The organism is Mesorhizobium australafricanum, from assembly GCF_033977265.1.
In the GTDB taxonomy this organism is placed as follows: Bacteria; Pseudomonadota; Alphaproteobacteria; order Rhizobiales; family Rhizobiaceae; genus Mesorhizobium; species Mesorhizobium australafricanum.
The window spans coordinates 182,771-200,343 of sequence record NZ_JAVIIT010000010.1 but is presented as its reverse complement, the minus strand read 5'-3'; the positions used below and the strand labels follow the sequence as shown (position 1 = coordinate 200,343).

Annotated in this window: 15 protein-coding genes; 7 read left to right on the top strand and 8 right to left on the bottom strand. The window is 63.9% G+C overall.

From position 1 onward, the window contains the following. Window positions 1–29: 29 nt before the first annotated feature. From RFM98_RS20580 to RFM98_RS20560, 5 genes are all read left to right on the top strand, one after another. Window positions 30–827, top strand: a complete 798-nt coding sequence (locus tag RFM98_RS20580) for a transporter substrate-binding domain-containing protein (RefSeq protein ID WP_320310581.1) — start codon at window positions 30–32, stop codon at window positions 825–827. 149 nt (window positions 828–976) lie between these two features. Then, window positions 977–1,687 (top strand): ABC transporter permease, encoded by a 711-nt coding sequence (locus tag RFM98_RS20575; RefSeq protein ID WP_320310580.1) that lies wholly within the window; start codon window positions 977–979, stop codon window positions 1,685–1,687. Then, complete coding sequence (locus RFM98_RS20570) at window positions 1,687–2,496, top strand: ABC transporter permease (RefSeq protein WP_320310579.1); 810 nt, start codon at window positions 1,687–1,689, stop codon at window positions 2,494–2,496. Before RFM98_RS20575 ends, RFM98_RS20570 begins: the two co-directional genes overlap by 1 nt. A gap of 86 nt (window positions 2,497–2,582) precedes the next feature. Beyond that, window positions 2,583–3,584 carry an Ldh family oxidoreductase gene (locus RFM98_RS20565; RefSeq protein WP_320310578.1) on the top strand — a complete coding sequence of 334 codons (1,002 nt, stop codon included), beginning with the start codon at window positions 2,583–2,585 and terminating at the stop codon, window positions 3,582–3,584. A gap of 446 nt (window positions 3,585–4,030) precedes the next feature. Beyond that, window positions 4,031–5,014, top strand: a complete 984-nt coding sequence (locus RFM98_RS20560; RefSeq protein WP_320310577.1) for a complex I NDUFA9 subunit family protein — start codon at window positions 4,031–4,033, stop codon at window positions 5,012–5,014. Window positions 5,015–5,021: 7 nt separating this feature from the next. Here RFM98_RS20560 and RFM98_RS20555 read toward each other — a convergent pair whose 3' ends face one another. Next, window positions 5,022–6,392 carry a cytochrome P450 gene (locus RFM98_RS20555; protein ID WP_320310576.1) on the bottom strand — a complete coding sequence of 457 codons (1,371 nt, stop codon included), beginning with the start codon at window positions 6,390–6,392 and terminating at the stop codon, window positions 5,022–5,024. Between the two features lie 379 nt (window positions 6,393–6,771). Here RFM98_RS20555 and gyrB point away from each other — a divergent pair, with 379 nt between their 5' ends. Then, window positions 6,772–9,243, top strand: coding sequence for a DNA topoisomerase (ATP-hydrolyzing) subunit B (gyrB, locus tag RFM98_RS20550; protein WP_320310575.1), 2,472 nt, complete (start codon window positions 6,772–6,774; stop codon window positions 9,241–9,243). Between the two features lie 80 nt (window positions 9,244–9,323). Here gyrB and RFM98_RS20545 read toward each other — a convergent pair whose 3' ends face one another. From RFM98_RS20545 to RFM98_RS20530, 4 genes are all read right to left on the bottom strand, one after another. Beyond that, entirely contained in the window at window positions 9,324–10,721 is a 1,398-nt protein-coding gene (locus RFM98_RS20545) for an NAD(P)(+) transhydrogenase (Re/Si-specific) subunit beta (RefSeq protein ID WP_320310574.1), read from the bottom strand. A gap of 1 nt (window position 10,722) precedes the next feature. Then, a complete protein-coding gene (locus tag RFM98_RS20540; RefSeq protein WP_040974911.1) occupies window positions 10,723–11,145 on the bottom strand; it encodes an NAD(P) transhydrogenase subunit alpha part 2 in 423 nt (140 codons plus the stop codon). Beyond that, window positions 11,145–12,425, bottom strand: a complete 1,281-nt coding sequence (locus RFM98_RS20535) for a Re/Si-specific NAD(P)(+) transhydrogenase subunit alpha (protein ID WP_320310573.1) — start codon at window positions 12,423–12,425, stop codon at window positions 11,145–11,147. Before RFM98_RS20535 ends, RFM98_RS20540 begins: the two co-directional genes overlap by 1 nt. Before the next feature lie 86 nt (window positions 12,426–12,511). Further along, window positions 12,512–12,736 carry an aa3-type cytochrome c oxidase subunit IV gene (locus RFM98_RS20530; RefSeq protein WP_320213001.1) on the bottom strand — a complete coding sequence of 75 codons (225 nt, stop codon included), beginning with the start codon at window positions 12,734–12,736 and terminating at the stop codon, window positions 12,512–12,514. A gap of 251 nt (window positions 12,737–12,987) precedes the next feature. Here RFM98_RS20530 and RFM98_RS20525 point away from each other — a divergent pair, with 251 nt between their 5' ends. Beyond that, on the top strand, window positions 12,988–13,803 hold the full coding sequence (locus RFM98_RS20525; protein ID WP_320310572.1) for an alpha/beta fold hydrolase: 816 nt from the start codon (window positions 12,988–12,990) through the stop codon (window positions 13,801–13,803). An 8-nt stretch (window positions 13,804–13,811) separates the two neighbouring features. Here the strand turns inward: RFM98_RS20525 and RFM98_RS20520 are convergent, their stop codons facing one another. The 3 genes from RFM98_RS20520 to RFM98_RS20510 form a co-directional block, all read right to left on the bottom strand. After that, the gene (locus RFM98_RS20520) at window positions 13,812–13,961 is read right to left on the bottom strand and encodes a DUF3096 domain-containing protein (protein WP_127866594.1); all 150 of its coding nucleotides are present in this window, start codon (window positions 13,959–13,961) and stop codon (window positions 13,812–13,814) included. Between the two features lie 93 nt (window positions 13,962–14,054). Beyond that, entirely contained in the window at window positions 14,055–14,816 is a 762-nt protein-coding gene (locus tag RFM98_RS20515; protein ID WP_320310571.1) for an N-acyl amino acid synthase FeeM domain-containing protein, read from the bottom strand. A gap of 335 nt (window positions 14,817–15,151) precedes the next feature. After that, window positions 15,152–17,467 carry a putative bifunctional diguanylate cyclase/phosphodiesterase gene (locus RFM98_RS20510; RefSeq protein WP_320310570.1) on the bottom strand — a complete coding sequence of 772 codons (2,316 nt, stop codon included), beginning with the start codon at window positions 17,465–17,467 and terminating at the stop codon, window positions 15,152–15,154. Window positions 17,468–17,573: the final 106 nt, after the last annotated feature.

Below are 17,573 nucleotides of genomic sequence, written 5' to 3'. Positions count from 1 at the left end.
GGGAACAACAACAAACTGGGAGTCCTGACATGAAGACTGTTCTCAAGACATTCGCGGCGGCGCTGCTTCTCGGCGTCGCAGCTATGGGCGGCGTGGCAAAGGCCGACCAGGTCAAGATCGGCGTCGCCGCCGAGCCTTATCCGCCCTTCACCTCGCCCGATGCCTCGGGCAAGTGGGTAGGCTGGGAGATCGAGTTCATCGATGCGGTCTGCGCCGAGGAGAAGCTCGACTGCGTGATCACCCCAGTCGCCTGGGACGGCATCATCCCGGCGCTGACCACCAAGAAGATCGACCTGATCGTCGCCTCGATGACGATAACCGAGGAACGCAAGAAGACCATCGACTTCTCGGACAAGTACTACAACACGCTGCCGGCGATCATCGGCCCGAAGGACCAGAAATTCGGCTCCGCTCCGGACGATCTCAAGGGCAAGGTCATCGGCGTCCAGGTGTCCACCACGCACGCCGCCTACGCCAAGAAGCACTTCACCGGGGCGCAGGAGATCAAGGAATACCAGACCCAGGACGAGGCCAACCAGGATCTCGCGGCAGGCCGTCTCGACGCGGTTCAGGCGGATTCGATCGCCATGGCGGAGTACCTGAAGAGCGACCAGGGCAAGGCCTGCTGCGATATGAAGGGCATGGTGGCGCCGGATGACTCGGTGCTGGGGCCAGGCATCGGCGCCGGCGTGCGCAAGGAAGACACCGCACTGAAGGAAAAGATCAACGCCGGCATCAAGGCCATTCGCGCCAATGGCAAATATGACGAGATCACGAAGAAATACTTCGATTTCGACATCTATGGCGGGCCGGCGCAATCGAACTGAACCCTCTCGCAAATGAGTAAGGGCATGGCGCCCGCGCCATGCCCGACCTTGCCACGCATGCCCGCCGCTGACCTGGCCGTCAGCGGCTTGCCAGCAATCCGGGGGCGAAGCTGATCGACGCCTTTCTTCCGGCCTCCGCGGCCGGCATCATGGAACTCCTGTCGCCCGTGGCGCCAGGCTGGGGCGGCACGCTGCTGGTCGGCCTGCTGCATTCGGTCGAGATCGCCGTAGGCGCCACCTGCCTCGGCCTCATGATCGGCACCGCCGGCGCCTTCGGCAAGCTTTACGGTGGCCCGGTGACGCGCGATCTGCTCGCGGTCTATACGACCGTCGTGCGCGCCGTGCCGGAACTGGTGCTGATCCTGCTGCTCTATTACGCCGGCACCGACCTCATCAACCAGGTGCTGACGGCAATGGGCTACAGCCGTGTCGACATCAGCGGGCTCGCGGCCGGCATTTTCGTGCTGGGCTTCGTCCAGGGCGCCTATTCGACGGAAGTCATCCGCGGCGCCATCCTCGCCATCCCGCAAGGCCAGATCGAGGCCGCCCGCGCCTACGGCATGTCGCCAGGCCTGATGCTGCGGCGCGTCACGGTGCCGGCGATGCTGCCCTTCGCCATCCCCGGCCTGGCGAATCTGTGGCTCATCGCCACCAAGGACACCGCGTTGCTCGCCGTCGTCGGCTTCTTCGAACTGACGCTGGCGACGCGCCAAGCGGCGGGCGTCACCAAAGCCTACCTGCTCTTCTACCTCGCCGCCGGCGCGCTTTATCTTGCCTTGTCGCTCTTCTCCAACCTGATCATCGGCCGCGTCGAGACCTGGTCTCGGCGCGGCATGCCCTCCGTCAAGGAGGCGCGCTGATGTCGGCCGAAGCCACCGCGATCAACATGGCGGCGCGCGCCTCGATCTGGCTCAAGCCGCACCGCATCGTGCTGATCCTGATAGCCTTGGCGCTGGTGCTCTGCGCGGCCTTCTTCATGCGCTGGGACTGGCTGCCGCAATATTGGGAAATGGGCCTGATAGGCCTCTGGCGGTCGCTCTGGATCCTCGCCGTCACCTGCGCGCTGGGCTTTGCGCTTGCCGTGCCGCTCGGGCTCGCCCAGGCCGGCGGACCGATCTGGTTCTCGGCACCGGCGAAGGTCTTCTGCACCATCATCCGTGGAACGCCGCTGCTGTTGCAGCTGTGGCTGCTCTATTACGGCCTCGGCTCGATCTTCCCGCAATATCCGTGGATCCGCGAATCGTGGCTTTGGCCGTATCTCAGGCAGGCCTGGCCGTACGGTGTGGTGGCGCTGACCTTCTCCTTCGCCGGTTATGAGGGCGAAGTGATGCGCGGCGCCTTTGCCGGTGTGCCCAGAGGCCAGCTCGAGGCGGCGCGGGCCTTCGGCATGAGCCGCTGGAAGATCTTCCGGCGCATCTGGCTGCCGCAGGCCTTCTACCGAGCGCTGCCGACGCTGACCGGCGAGACCGTGCTGCAGCTGAAATCGACGCCGCTGGTGGCGACGATCAGCGTCATCGACATCTTCGCCGTCTCCTCCAAGGTGCGCCAGGACACCTATCTGACCTACGAGCCTTTGCTGTTGCTGGCGCTGATCTATATGACGATCACCGGCATCCTGGTCTTCGTCTTCAGTCGGATAGAGGCTCGGATCCCGGTGAAGATCGGATAGCGAATAGAGAGTAGCGAATAGCGAGTAGTTCGTTTATCTCCCCTACTCGCTATTCCCTATTCGCTACTCGCTGCAGGGCACCGCTGATGCAACTCACTCTCGACCAGGCAACAGGGCTGTGCCGGATGGCGGCGCTCGGCGCCGGCGCCAATGAGGAGGCGGCACAATCGCTTGTCGCCTCCATCATCGCAGCGGAGGCCGAAGGATTGTCGACGGTGGGGCTATCGCATTTCATCGACTATCTGGAAGCGCTCGAAGCTGGCCGCATCGACGGCAACGCCGAGCCTTTGATCACCCGGCCGGCGCTCGCCGTCTATCTCTCCGACGCGCGCGGCGGGCTCGCCCATACCGGCTTCGACCGCACGATCGACGACCTGGTCAAGGCGGCGAAGCTGTTCGGCGTCGCCATCTTCTCGCAGAAGAACGCCTATACCTGCGGCGCGCTCGGCTATTTCACCGGGCGGCTGGCGGAACAGGGACTGGTCTCCTTCGCCGCCACCAACGGACCGGCGGTGCTTGCCGGCTCAGGCTCGATCAAGCCGGTCTATTGCACCAATCCAATGTCGTTCGCGGCGCCCGCCGCCGACGGGCCGCCGCTGGTCATCGACCAGTCGTCGAGCGCCACGGCCTTCGTCAACATCCGCAAGGCGGCCGAGGACGGCAAGAAAATCCCCGAAGGCTGGGCGCTGGATGCCAGCGGCAACACGACCACCGATCCGGCGGCGGCGATGAAGGGCGCGATGCTCGCCTTTGGTGGTCAGCGCGGCGCCAACATCGCGCTTATGGTCGAGGTGCTGGCGGCGGGCATTTCCGGCGCAAACTGGTCGCTCGACGCGCCCTGGTTCTCGGGCGGGCCGGACAGCCCCGGCACCGGCCTCTTCGTTCTCGCCATCGAACCCAAGCTGCTCGATCCGGAATTCGAGCAGCGCATGAAGGACCAGCTCGACCGGCTGCGGCGGCGCTATGGCGTGCATATTCCCGGCCGCTCCCGCGCCGAGAGCGCGGAGAAGGCAAAGGCGCGCGGGATCGCCACGTCCAAGGCGGTGGTGCAGCGCATTTCGGAATTCGCCGAGCGTTATTCGGCCTGATTTTCGCGCGCGATCGAACCTTTTCCGGCCCTGACACGACCCATCTGCGGCACCCCACGCCGCGAGCCGCCTGGTTGGCTTCGTTCGGCTCGCGGTTGGCGGCGCCGCGCCGGGCGTTCAGGGCGGAGGCGGGCGTGCTTGCTTCACGCCACCTTGATACCGTCTCAGGTCAGGCCGCCTCGTTGGACCCTGTTTCGGCGTGGACACTGCCCGGAAAACCCCGCTTCGGTGGGGTTTTCTGCGTTTTCGATCGCATTTCCGGGCGGCAATCCCGGCCTTCTTCGTAATCCGCGGCGGCAGTCGCCACTCGGTCGACGCGCCCACATCGGCAGGGCTTTCCGGACGATGCAAAACAAGCAGCGGCGACCTCCGGTCGCTCTTTGCCTTTGGCGAGAAACGGATTAAGAAACGGCTTCAGCCAAGCATTTTCGCGCGCGGAGCCAGCCATGACCGAAATCCTGCAGACCCCCAAGCTCGTCGTCGTCTTCGGCGGTTCGGGCTTCGTCGGTCGCCACGTCGTGCGGGCGCTGGCCAAGCGCGGCTACCGCATCCGGGTCGCCTGCCGGCGGCCCGACCTTGCCGGCCATGTCCAGCCGCTCGGCAATGTCGGCCAGATCCAGCCCGTGCAGGCCAATGTGCGCGTGCGCTGGTCGGTCGACCGCGCCGTGCAGGGCGCCGACCATGTCGTCAACCTGGTCGCCATCCTGCATGAGACCGGCCGCCAGAAATTCGGCGCCGTGCACGATTTCGGCGCGCGCGCCGTCGCCGAGGCCGCACGCTCGGTCGGCGCCGGCCTCACCCAGATCTCGGCGCTCGGCGCCGATCTCAATTCGCCGTCCGACTATGCCCGCACCAAGGCACTCGGCGAAAAAGCCGTGTTCGACACGATCGGGGACGCCGTCATCTTCCGGCCGTCGATCAATTTCGGGCCGGAGGACAGCTTCTTCAACCGCTTCGCCGGCATGGCGAAGCTCTCGCCCATCCTGCCGCTGATCGGCGGCGGGCAAGCGAAATTCCAGCCGGTCTATGTCGGCGACGTCGCCGAAGCGATCGCGCGCTCGGTCGACGGCAAGGTCAAGGGCGGCGAGATCTATGAGCTCGGCGGCCCGCAGGTGCTGACCTTCAAGGAATGCATGGAGGAGCTGCTCGCGGTCATCGACCGCCGGCGTCTGCTGGTGCCGGTGCCGTGGTGGGTGGCGAACATCCAGGCGTCGATCCTTCAGCTGCTGCCCAATCCGCTCCTGACCAAGGACCAAGTGCTGCAACTGCGCGCGCACAACGTCGTTTCGGACGAAGCCGCCAAGGCCGCCAGGACACTTGCCGGGCTCGGCATCCAGCCGCAGGCGATCGCCACGATCCTGCCGAGCTACCTGTGGCGCTTCCGCGCCGCCGGTCAGTTCCAGCAGCGCCGGCCGATCGCCGACCGCTAACAAAAGCTCAGGCGCGGCGGGAGACCTGCATCGGCAGGCCGCCCTGCGGCTGCGTGGTGAGCTTCTGCACCGGCCATGGCCGGGTCTCGGCCGTCGCGTCGAAGCGGAAGCGCGACAACAGGATCGCCAGCGCGATGATCGCCTCCTGCATGGCGAAGCTGGCGCCGATGCAGACGCGCGGGCCAGCACCGAAGGGCAGATACTGGAAGCGGTCGATCCTGTCGCGATTTTCCGGATGGAAACGCTCCGGCATGAAGGCGTCCGGCCTGTCCCATAGCTTGCGGTGGCGATGCACGACCCAGGGCATCACCAAGACCGCGGCATATTTCGGGATATAGAGACCGTTCCAGGTCTCCGGCTCGATCGGCTCGCGGTTGATCGAGGGCGCCGGCGGATAGAGCCTCAGCGCCTCCTCGAAAGCGGCCCGGGTGAGCGGCATGGCATCCAGCCATTTGGTCGGATCGGGCTCGTGCGCCAGCACGGCGTCGATCTCTTGCTCGACCTTGTCGCGTTCCCAGGGCGCCTCGGCGAGGCAATAGATCGTCCAGCCGAGCGCCCGCGCGGTCGTCTCATGGCCGGCGCCGATGAAGGTGATGATGTTGTCCTCGACTTCGGCGCGGGTCAGCCCGTCCGGCCCCTCGGCCCGCAGGAGAAGCGTGAGAAAATCCTGCGGCACGCCATCGGGATCGCGCTTCATCCGCTCTTCGCGCATCCTCACCGTGCCGGCGACGATGTTGCGGAAATAGGCCATGGTCTTGCGGCCGCGGATGCGCGTGAGCCGCGGCAGCCATTCGGGCGCCCGCAACAGGTCGAGCGGATCGACACGGCCCATGGTCTCGAACAGGCGGTCGATCTCCCCGGCGAAGCTGCCGGGTTCGCCGGCGATCTCGCCGGAAAACAGCGTCTCGGCGAGAATATCGTAGGTGAGCAGCGTCATGTCATGTGCGATGTCGGACATGCCGCCGGCCTCGTAGCGGGTGACGAATTCCAGCGTGCGCTTCAGCATCGGCTCGGCGAAGCCGAAGATGTGGCGCGGCGTGAACACCGGCGCCATCGCCTTGCGCGAACGCCTCCAGACTTCGCCCTCGGCGGTGAGCAGGCCGTCGCGCAGGATCGGGCGCAGAATCAGCTGGCGGACCGTCGCCATCTTGTAGTTCTTGGCGTTGTCGATCAGCACATGGCGGATGAGGCCGGGATCGTTGGCTACGATCAGATGTCCACCAACGCCATTCGCCGAAATCCAGGGCTCGTTGTAGGTGTGCTCGCCCCACAGCTCGAGGGGATTGCGGTAGACGATGCGCATCATCTCCAGCGTCGAGGGCGGCGTGGTGCGCGGCTTCGGCGCGGGCGGCACAAAGGGGGCGGGCTTGGTGTCCATGATGCGTGCTCCGCTGACAGCGTCAAATGTAGTGCCCGATGAAGCGGACGTCCATGTGACCCGTCCGCAAGGACGATGCTCGACGGATTGTTCCGCTGGGCCGAGGCGCCGACGACGCTGCGCGCCGCCGCATAAGCGCAAAAATTTCCCCAGGGAATGCAGTTACGAGGCTGCGCTTCGGCGCTGCTTTCGCAATCGGTTGTCTCCATGCACGCGCCAGTATCTCGTGCAGGCGTGGAAAGACTGTGTCGCCAAGCCGGCAAAATGCCCGCAAACCTTGGAAAAGCAGCCGTTTGCGCCTATATCTAGGACATCAAAACGGCGCGATTCGGGGCCATTTTTCCGCGCTGTATCAGCGCCACCAATCAGACAGGTTTTCATGAGCGACCAGACCGAGAGCGCCATTGGCGCGGAAGCCGAGTACGGCGCCGATTCCATCAAGGTTTTGAAGGGGTTGGATGCCGTGCGCAAGCGGCCGGGCATGTATATCGGCGACACCGATGACGGTTCGGGCCTGCATCACATGGTCTATGAGGTGGTGGATAACGCCATCGACGAGGCGCTGGCCGGGCACGCCGACCTCGTTTCGGTGACGCTCAACCCCGACGGTTCCGTCACCGTCATCGACAATGGCCGCGGCATTCCCACCGATATCCATTCCAGCGAGGGCGTCTCGGCGGCCGAAGTGATCATGACGCAGCTGCATGCCGGCGGCAAATTCGACCAGAACTCCTACAAGGTTTCCGGCGGCCTGCACGGGGTCGGCGTCTCGGTGGTCAACGCGCTTTCCGCCTGGCTGAAGCTCAAGATCCGCCGCAATGGCGAGATCTTCGAGATGAGCTTCACGCATGGCAATGCCGACGCGCCGCTGAAGGTGACCGGCAGCTACGAGCAGGACAAGCAGCCCGGCACCAACGAAGGCCGCAGCGGCAGCGAGATCACCTTCTTCCCGTCGGCCGAGACCTTCACCATGGTCGAGTTCGACTACGGCACGCTGGAGCACCGGCTGCGCGAGCTTGCTTTCCTCAATTCCGGCGTGCGCATCATCCTGACCGATGCGCGCCATGCCGACCTCGTGCGCCATGAGCTGCATTATGACGGCGGCCTGGAGGAGTTCGTCAAATATCTCGATCGGGTGAAGAAGCCGCTGATCGAGACGCCGATCGCCATCCGCGCCGAGCGCGACGGCATCACCGTGGAAGTCGCTATGTGGTGGAACGACAGCTACCACGAGAATGTGCTGGCCTTCACCAACAACATCCCGCAGCGCGACGGCGGCACCCATCTGGCCGGCTTCCGCGCGGCGCTGACCAGGCAGATCACCGGCTACGGCGAATCTTCCGGCCAGACCAAGAAGGAAAAGGTCTCGCTGACCGGCGACGACTGCCGCGAAGGCCTGACCGCGGTTCTCTCGGTCAAGGTACCGGACCCGAAATTCTCCTCGCAGACCAAGGACAAGCTGGTCTCCTCCGAGGTTCGTCCGGTGGTGGAGAGCCTGGTCAACGAGGCGCTGGGCACGTGGCTGGAAGAGCACCCGAGCGAAGGCAAGGTGGTGGTCGAGAAGGTGATCCAGGCCGCGGCAGCGCGCGAGGCCGCGCGCAAGGCGCGCGACATCACCCGCAAGAGCTCGCTCGGCGTCACCTCGCTGCCCGGCAAGCTTGCCGACTGCCAGGAGCGCGATCCGGCGAAGTCGGAAATCTTCATCGTCGAGGGCGACTCGGCCGGAGGCTCGGCCAAGGGCGGGCGCTCGCGCCAGAACCAGGCGATCCTGCCGCTGCGCGGCAAGATCCTCAATGTCGAGCGCGCGCGCTTCGACCGCATGCTCTCCTCCGACATGATCGGCACGCTGATCACCGCGCTCGGCACTTCGATCGGCAAGGACGAGTTCAACGCCGACAAGCTGCGCTACCACAAGATCATCTTGATGACCGACGCCGACGTCGACGGCGCCCACATCCGCACGCTCCTGCTCACCTTCTTCTTCCGGCAGATGCCGGAGCTGATCGAGCGCGGCCACCTCTACATCGCCCAGCCGCCGCTCTACAAAGTGACGCGGGGCAAGAGCTCGCAGTATCTCAAGGACGAAAGCGCCTACGAGGAATATCTGATCGAGTCGGGGCTGGACGAGGCTTCGCTTGTACTTGCCTCCGGCGAGGTGCGGGCAGGACAGGATCTGCGCAGCTCCGTCGACGATGCGCTCGCGGTGCGCCAGCTGATCAACGGGCTGCACACGCGCTACAACCGCAGCGTCGTCGAGCAGGCGGCGATTGCCGGCGCGCTCAATGCCGACGTGCTTGCCGATCTCGGCCGCGCCAACGCCATGGCCGAGCGTGTCGCCCGGCGGCTCGACATGATCGCCGAGGAGACCGAGCGCGGCTGGGCCGGCCGGCTGTCGACCTCCAATGACGGTTCCGGCGGTTATGTCTTCGAACGTACCGTGCGCGGCGTGAAGGATGTGGCGCAGCTCGATGCCGGGCTGATCAATTCGGCCGATGCGCGCCAGCTCGACCGCTACGCGTCGCGCCTGGCGGAAGTCTATGGCGAACAGCCGAGCTTGCGCCGCAAGGAGAGCTCGGAGCTGCTTTCGGGGCCGCTGGCGCTGCTCAACGCGGTGTTCGCCTCCGGCCGCAAGGGTCTCACCATGCAGCGCTACAAGGGCCTTGGCGAGATGAATGCCGAGCAGCTCTGGGAAACCACTCTGGATCCGAATGTGCGCTCGCTGCTGCAGGTCAAGGTTAATGACGCGACCGACGCGGATTCGCTGTTCTCGCGGCTGATGGGCGACGAGGTCGAGCCGCGGCGCGAGTTCATCCAGGACAATGCGCTGTCGGTGGCTAATTTGGACATCTGAGCGGAATCCGGGGCCGACAGCCTTCCGCAACAAAAAAGCCCGACCATGTCGGGCTTTTTTGTTGCGGAAGCTGCGGCTGATCAGTGGTCCATGGCCTTGACGATTTCCTCGGTCATCTTCTTGGCGTCGCCGAGCAGCATCATGGTGCCGTCCTTGTAGAACAGCGTGTTGTCGATGCCGGCATAGCCGGAGCCGAGCGAGCGCTTGACGAACAGGCAGGTGCGGGCCTTGTCGACGTCGAGGATCGGCATGCCGTAGATCGGCGAGGACTTGTCGTCACGCGCGGACGGGTTGGTGACGTCGTTGGCGCCGATGACATAGGCGACGTCGGCCTGCGCGAATTCGGAGTTGATGTCCTCCAGCTCGAACACCTCGTCATAGGGCACGTTGGCCTCGGCCAAGAGCACGTTCATGTGGCCGGGCATGCGGCCGGCGACAGGGTGAATGGCGTATTTGACCTCGACGCCATTGGCCTTGAGCTTGTCGGCCATTTCGCGCAGCGCATGCTGCGCCTGGGCGACCGCCATGCCGTAGCCGGGCACGATGATGACCTTCTGCGCGTTCATCATCAGATAGGCGGCATCGTCGGCCGAGCCCTGCTTGACGGTGCGCTCGATGCCGTCGTCGACAGCCGCGGCCGTCTCGCCGCCGAAGCCGCCGAGGATGACCGAGATGAAGGAGCGGTTCATGCCCTTGCACATGATGTAGGACAGGATCGCGCCGGACGAGCCTACCAGCGCGCCGGTAATGATCAGCGCCAGGTTGCCGAGCGTGAAGCCGAGAGCCGCCGCCGCCCAGCCGGAATAGGAGTTCAGCATCGACACCACGACCGGCATGTCGGCGCCGCCGATCGGAATGATGAGCAGCACGCCGAGCACCAGCGAGGCAGCGACGATCAGCCAGAAGACGAGCTTTGCTTCGGTGGCGACCAAAAGCACGATCAACACGACCAGCGCTGCGCCGAGGGCGATGTTGATCAAGTGGCGGCCGCCGATCATGATCGGCTTGCCGGACATGCGGCCGTCGAGCTTCAGGAAGGCGATGACCGAGCCGGTGAAGGTGATGGCGCCGATCGCCACGCCAAGGCTCATTTCGATCAGCGCCTGGGCGTGGATGTCGCCCGCCGTGCCGATGCCGAAGCTTTCCGGCGCGTAGATGGCGGCGGCCGCCACCATGACGGCGGCGAAACCGACGAGCGAGTGGAACGCGGCGACGAGCTGCGGCATCGACGTCATGGCGATGCGGCGCGCGGTGACGGCGCCGATGCCACCGCCGATGGCGAGGCCGAGCACGATCAGGCCGAAGCGGCCGGCCGACGGGGTCGCCAACGCCAGCGTGGTGGCGATGGCAATGCCCATGCCGATCATGCCGTAGAGATTGCCCTGGCGGCTGGTGGTCGGGTGCGACAGGCCGCGCAGAGCCAGGATGAACAGGATGCCCGAGACGAGATAGAGGAAGGAAGCGAAGTTGGCGTTCACGTCACTTTTCCTTCTTCTTGTACATGGCCAGCATGCGCTGAGTGACGAGGAAACCGCCGAAGATATTTACCGAAACAAGCACCAACGCGACGAAGCCGAAGCCCGCGGCAAGGCCTGAAGCGGCAATGCCGACGGCAAGCAGCGCGCCGACGACGATGACCGAGGAGATGGCGTTGGTGACGGCCATCAGCGGCGTGTGCAGCGCCGGCGTCACCGACCACACGACATAATAGCCGACGAAGATCGCCAGCACGAAGATGGCGAAACGGAAGACGAAGGGATCGATGGCGCCGCCAGACAAGGCATGCGCCGCGTTGCCGGCGGCCTCGGCGCCGGCCGGCGCGTTGGCAAGATCCTGCACCGCAAGGCGAACGGCGGCGGTCGCCTGATCGAGCTGGTCGAGAGCTTTCTGCAGCTGTTCCATCACGCGGTCCCTTTCGACTTGGACGAGGGCGACTTGGCTGCGGCGGGTTGTTTCGCCGCTGTCTTCTTCGCAGCAGGTTTGGCCGAGACGTCGGCGACCATCGTCGAGGCCGGGATCGCAGCCGGTTCGGTACGCGGCTCCTCGGCTGCCTTGGCGAAGTTCGGATGCACGACTTTGCCGGCGTCGGTCAGCATCGTCGCCTTGACCAGCTCGTCGTCGCGCTTGATGGCAAGCTGCTTGGCCGCCTTGTCGACCATGGTCTCGAGGAAGGCGTAAAGGTTCCTGGCGTAAAGCAGCGAGGCCGAGGCCCCGACGCGGCCCGGCACGTTGAGATGGCCGACGATCTTGACGCCGTTTTGTGTCGTCACGACCTTGCCGGGCACCGCGCCCTCGACATTGCCGCCGCGCTCGACGGCTAGGTCGACGATCACCGAACCCGGCTTCATCGAGGCGACCATGGCGGCGGAGACCAGCTTCGGCGCCGGACGGCCCGGGATCAGCGCCGTGGTGATGACGATGTCCTGCTTGGCGATATGCTCGGCCGTGAGCGCCGCCTGCTTGGCCTGGTATTCCTTCGACATTTCCTTGGCATAGCCGCCGGCCGTCTCGGCCGCCTTGAACTCCTCGTCCTCGACCGCCAGGAACTTCGCGCCAAGCGATTGCACCTGCTCTTTCACAGCCGGCCGCACGTCGGTGGCGGTGACGATGGCGCCGAGACGGCGCGCCGTGGCGATCGCCTGCAGGCCGGCAACGCCGACGCCCATGATGAAGGTCTTGGCCGCCGGCACCGTGCCCGCCGCCGTCATCATCATCGGCAATGCGCGGTCATATTCGGCCGCCGCGTCGATCACCGCCTGGTAGCCGGCAAGATTGGCCTGCGACGACAGCACGTCCATCACCTGCGCACGGGTGATACGCGGCATGAATTCCATGGAGAAGGCGGTGATGCCGGCCTTTGCCATGGCGGCCACCGCGGCATCGTTGCCGTATGGGTCCATGATGGCGATGACGGCAGCACCCGACTTGTAGCCCTTCAGCTCCGCATCCGTTGGCCGGCGCACCTTCAACACGACATCGGCCTTCCTGGCATCGCCGGCCGTTCCGAGCATGCCGCCGGCGCCGGTGAAATCCTGGTCGGGGATGCGGGAGCCGAGGCCGGCACCCTTTTCGACGATCACGTCAAAGCCGAGACCCACCAGACGTTTGACCGTGTCCGGCGAGGCCGCGACGCGCGGCTCGTTCGGGTCAAGCTCACGAGGGATGAACACTATTTGTCCCACCGGATGATCCTTTCGGCTGGAACCTTGATCACGCAAGGCGTCGGCCGGGACGTCCGGCGACGTCGAGGGCAATGGGCTTGGGAAGTTTACCGCAAAATGAGAGTGCCGAGTGCCGTGATCAGGATGAACACGATGAGCCCCGAAAAGAAGCCGCCGACAAAGAAGCCGAAGGCCATTGCAATAAGGATGGCGGCACAGACCAGCGAGCCATATTTGGCCAGGCCGAGAAAGCCTTTGTAGGTACGGTCGTGCTCGGCATAGTCCATCTGCGCGCCCAACTCGACAGGACCGGTCGGCGTGTGATCAGCCATGGAAGTACCCCTTCGAAAATGCCTTTGAGGCACATAGCGAAAAGCCGAACCAAGAGCAATGGCGCTATTGCCGCACGGCCTGCGACAACAGCCTCAAATGAAAGTTGAAAAACTGGTTGTCGCCGCAGGCAGCGGCCGGCGCCTGGCGATCCCTATCAGCCCTTCTTCATGTGCTTTGACAATTTCGCGTTTTCCCGCGCGAGGGAGGAAGACTATCGTTGCCGGCTCGGAGGACCCGACCAGGAGCCGCCATGATTTTGCCGACGCAGAGATTTGATTGGAACGGCACCATGATCGCCTGGGGCTCGGTCGGCTCCGGCCCCGCCATCGTGCTCGTCCATGGAACGCCTTTTTCCTCGCATGTCTGGCACCGTGTTGCCCCTGAACTGGCGCGTGACCACACGCTTTATTTTTACGATCTGCCGGGATATGGCCAGTCCGAGAAACGGGAAGGCCAGGACGTCTCGCTGGGCACCCAGAACAAAGCCCTGGCGGCGATGCTGGAGTTCTGGAAGCTCGACCGGCCGAACGTAATCGCCCATGATTTCGGCGGCGCCACCGCCTTACGCGCGCATCTGATCAACGGCTGCAATTATGAAAGGCTATTGTTGGTCGATCCGGTGGCGGTTCGGCCCTGGGGCTCACCTTTTGTCCAGCATATCTTGCGCCACGAATCGGCTTTCGCCGGCGTACCGGACTACATCCAGGCGGCGATTCTGAAGGCCTATATTGCGGGCGCAGCCGCCAAGCCGTTGTCGGACGGCGACTTGCAGCCCTACATCGCACCATGGACCGGACCGGTCGGCCAGCCCGCCTTCTATCGGCAGATCGCGCAGATGGATCAGCGTTTCACCGACGAAGTCGAACCGCTCTATGGTGCGTTCCGCTGTCCTGTGGCCTTGCTGTGGGGAGAGGAGGACCGCTGGATCTCACCGCAGAGCGGCGCGAAGCTCGCGGCCATGCTGCCGGACTGCAGCTTGACGCTCATTCCAGGCTCCGGGCACCTCATGCAGGAAGACGCGCCCGAAGCGATCGTGGCCGCCGCCCTGCGCTTCTTCGCCGGCTGAGCGGTTCATCAGCTGGCGAGGTGGGGAAACAAGCCGAGCAGGCCGACAACGATCAGGTAAAGCGCGACGATGTAGTTGAGGAGCCGCGGCATGACCAGGATCAGCACACCGGCGATCAGCGAGATCAGCGGGGTCAGCGCGAGCGAGTGGATGGTCATGTGTGTATCCTTTCCTATGCCAGGCGAGCGCCTGTCATGACAGGGCTGCGGACCCGATAACGGCACAGCCCGCGAAAGGTTCATTGCCTGCGGTCAGGCAGCTGCGAGAAGGAATTTCGCCGTCGGCACAATCGAGAGGGGGGTCAGCCGGTTGATGGCCGGATTGCCGAACATCAGCCGCTGCTCCAGCGGCGTCGATCTGAAGAACGGCAATCGTTTGAGCGTCAGGCGCATGTTTTCGCCGGCCGGTATTTCGAACAGTGCGAGCGGGGGAAGAACGCCCGGAAATGCTTTACCCTCTGTCCTCTGCACGGCCTGAAAGTAACGAACGTAAAAAGCGGAATGCTCCATCTTGACCGGCGTCAGCACCGAGTCCTGGCCAAAATAACAGGAGGCGACCATGGCAATCCTGAGCGTCAGGAAAGGTATCACTCCGGGCGACGGTGCGCTGGCAGGATCGGCTGCGAAGCGGGTTCCGTCAATGAAGGTTTCGCCGCGGGCGAGCCGTGGAAGCAAGACTTCGGGATAGGCATCGATCGAAGGCGAGTATGGCTGCGCACTGGTAATATAATGGAAACGCAGTGTGCTGACCAATTGGTCATAGCAATAGACACCGAACCGATAGGCGTTGGGTAGATTATCCCAGCGATCCTCGAACATCCCACTCGCGATCGGACCACACATACCTGAGCGCCGATAGGAATTGTAGCGGAGCCGATAGATCGCCTCCTGATCTTCACCTCCCGCGATGAGACGATATTCGACATGGTCCAGCAGTTCCATCATCGACCGGTTGAGCGCGGAGTCCATCCTCGCGCTGGCGTCGGCCGACGCACTCTTCCTCGCAGCATCCATTGTCAGTCCTCGAATTCCGCCTGCGACTAAGGCTATTCGAGTTGAAATGAGACACAAGCTGAAAATTCGATATTGCTGATTTACCTTTTGTTAACCTTAATGCCGGGCGCCAAATTTCGCTGATCATGCGCGAAAAAGCAAATCCCGGCGCGAGCGACCGTCTAATACCAACCGGTTCTAATCGATGGAGTCATTTTGAATTCAGAGCTTCGAAAGCGCCGAAGCATGCCCAGCCTACACTTGTCCTGTAGCGGCCGATATATTTGGCGGGCCCTCAACACAGATCGTAATTCTGCGAAGTGGAAGCCGTTTTGCGCTTTGCCCGGGAAATCCGGTCAGCTGGCCGTTCGTTTGCCGGCGATATGCAGCTCTGCGGCAAATGGCCATGTGACGCTCGACATCGTCTCGATGCCCGACGCGCTGAGCGCGGCGCCGAAGAGAAAACCCTGCACGAAGTCCGGCTTGACCAGATGAACCAGCGTCTTCAGCTGCTCGAAGGTCTCGACCCCTTCGATGGTGACCGAAAGGCCCAATGTCCGCGACAGGCTGACGATGCCCTTCAGCAGATCGAGCGACTGCCGGTTCTGGTTCAGATCGACCAGGAACGAGCGGTCGATCTTGATCTTGTCGAGCGGCAGCTTGTGGAGATAGCTCAAGCTGGAGTAGCCGGTCCCGAAATCGTCAAGCGCGATGCGCGCGCCAAGGGCCTTCAATTCCTCGATCGACTCGCGCGTCAGCGACTTGTCGTCGAGCAAGGCGGTCTCGGTGACCTCGATTTCGAGCCGGTGCGCCGCCAGGCCCGACTTGGCCAAGGCGTCCCTGACCTTCTGGACGATATCGCGACTGCGGAAATCCTTGGCCGACAAGTTCACCGACACACTGGTCTGGGCCGGCCATTTGGCGCATTCGGCGCATGCGGCCTCCAGCACGAACGTGCTGATGTCGGAAACGATGCCCATCTCTTCCGCCAAGGGGATGAAGACACTGGGCGAGATCGGGCCGAGATCGGGATGGTCCCAACGGCAGAGCGCCTCGCAACTGGCGATGCGCATGGTGCTGACAGCCACGATCGGCTGATAGACGACGCGCAATTCCCTGGCCTGCACGGCGTTGCGCAGATCGGCCTTCATCAGCTGGCGATTGCGGAAGGCGGCATCCATGGCCGCCTCGAACAGTCGCCAGCTGTTCTTGCCAAGCTCCTTGGCCTTGTAGAGGGCAAGGTCGGCCTTGACGATCATGGCATCAACGTCGGTGTCCTTGACCTTGGACAGCACCGCGCCGCCACTGGCCTGGATGCGCAACCCGTGGCCGGCGACGTCCACCTCGCCCTGCAGGTCCGCGAAGATCCGGTCGAGCAGGGTGCCGAGATGGCTCTCGTCCTCGACGCGGTCGAAGAAGATCATGAACTCGTCGCCGCCGAAGCGGCTGACCGTGATGCCCGGTCCGGCAATCGCCGCGAGACGCTCGGCCACGGCGTAGATCAGCCCGTCGCCGACCGGATGGCCGAGCGTGTCGTTGACGCTCTTGAAGTCGTCGAGATCGAGCACCGCGAGGCCGCAGAGCCGATCCTCCTCGCCGGAGGCCATGGCCTCACGGACCAGCTCGTGGAAATAGGCGCGGTTCGGCAGGCCGGTCAGATTGTCATAGCGCGCCATGAAGCGGATCTTTTCCTCCGCCTCGACACGGGCCGTTACATCCTCGAAGGTGATGACGCCCAGTTCCTGGCTGCCCTCGCGGGCGGAGAACTCATAATGCTGGCCGTTGGCGAGCGAGACCAGCACCTTGCGGTCGCGGCCCTCGCGCAAGGCGCGGGTCAGCTGCGCCTCGATGTAGCGGCAGTCTTTCGGCGCCAGCATGCCGCCGGCGACGCCGCGCATCAAAAGGCCATGGATCGAGCGCCCCAGCAAAGCATCGCCCGATCTCAGCGACATCAGGCGGGCCGCCTCTGCATTGGCCACCGCGACGCGCCCGTCGGGCCCCAGCATGACCAGGCCATGCGACATGGTGTTGAGCGCGCGATCGAACCGGCGCGTCAGGTTCCTGGCCTGCTTGTGGCCGATGACCGCGGAGAAGAGCACGTTGCGGACATGGTCGGCGCTGTTGATGGTGACGAACGTCAACGGGAAGATCATCAAGCCGAGGACGACAGAAGCCATATCCATGCGCAGGATGAGCGCAAGAGCCGCGGGCCCGACGAGGGTCAAGGAAAAAATCTGGACCATGCGCATGGACCCGTAGCTTCGTCCGACAACCGTTACCAGGGTCGTCAACGACAACGACACCGACGCCAGTTCAGCAAATTGATCAGGACGAAGGTAGATCGACACGAAGCAGAATGACCCCAATGCGAGGCCTTGCGCGCTGCCTTTGAGAATGTAATTGCGCTCTATCGCTTCTGCCTCTGCGACACTTGCTATGGTGCCGCCCGCTCTATGGAAGCCTCGGATGCTGAAGTACCGCCAGAGGCTGGCCGATAGCAGAACGAAAGCCAACGTCAGATAAAGCAGATCCTGCGTACGCAGGTAGACCATGAATCCGAGAATCCAGTAGCATACGCCGCCGATCGCAACCATGCCGGCGTTGTCGAACAATGCCCGCACGAACTGGATATAGACATCCGCCGGGATGTTCTCGGTCTTTGTTCTGCCCATGTCGCTGGCCCAACACTAAGCCCTCTAATGCCACGCCCGCCTTAAGAAAGGCTTAGAACAACGGCTTGACCTCGGTTGCCGAAGTTACGAAACCGAGGGGCAGATC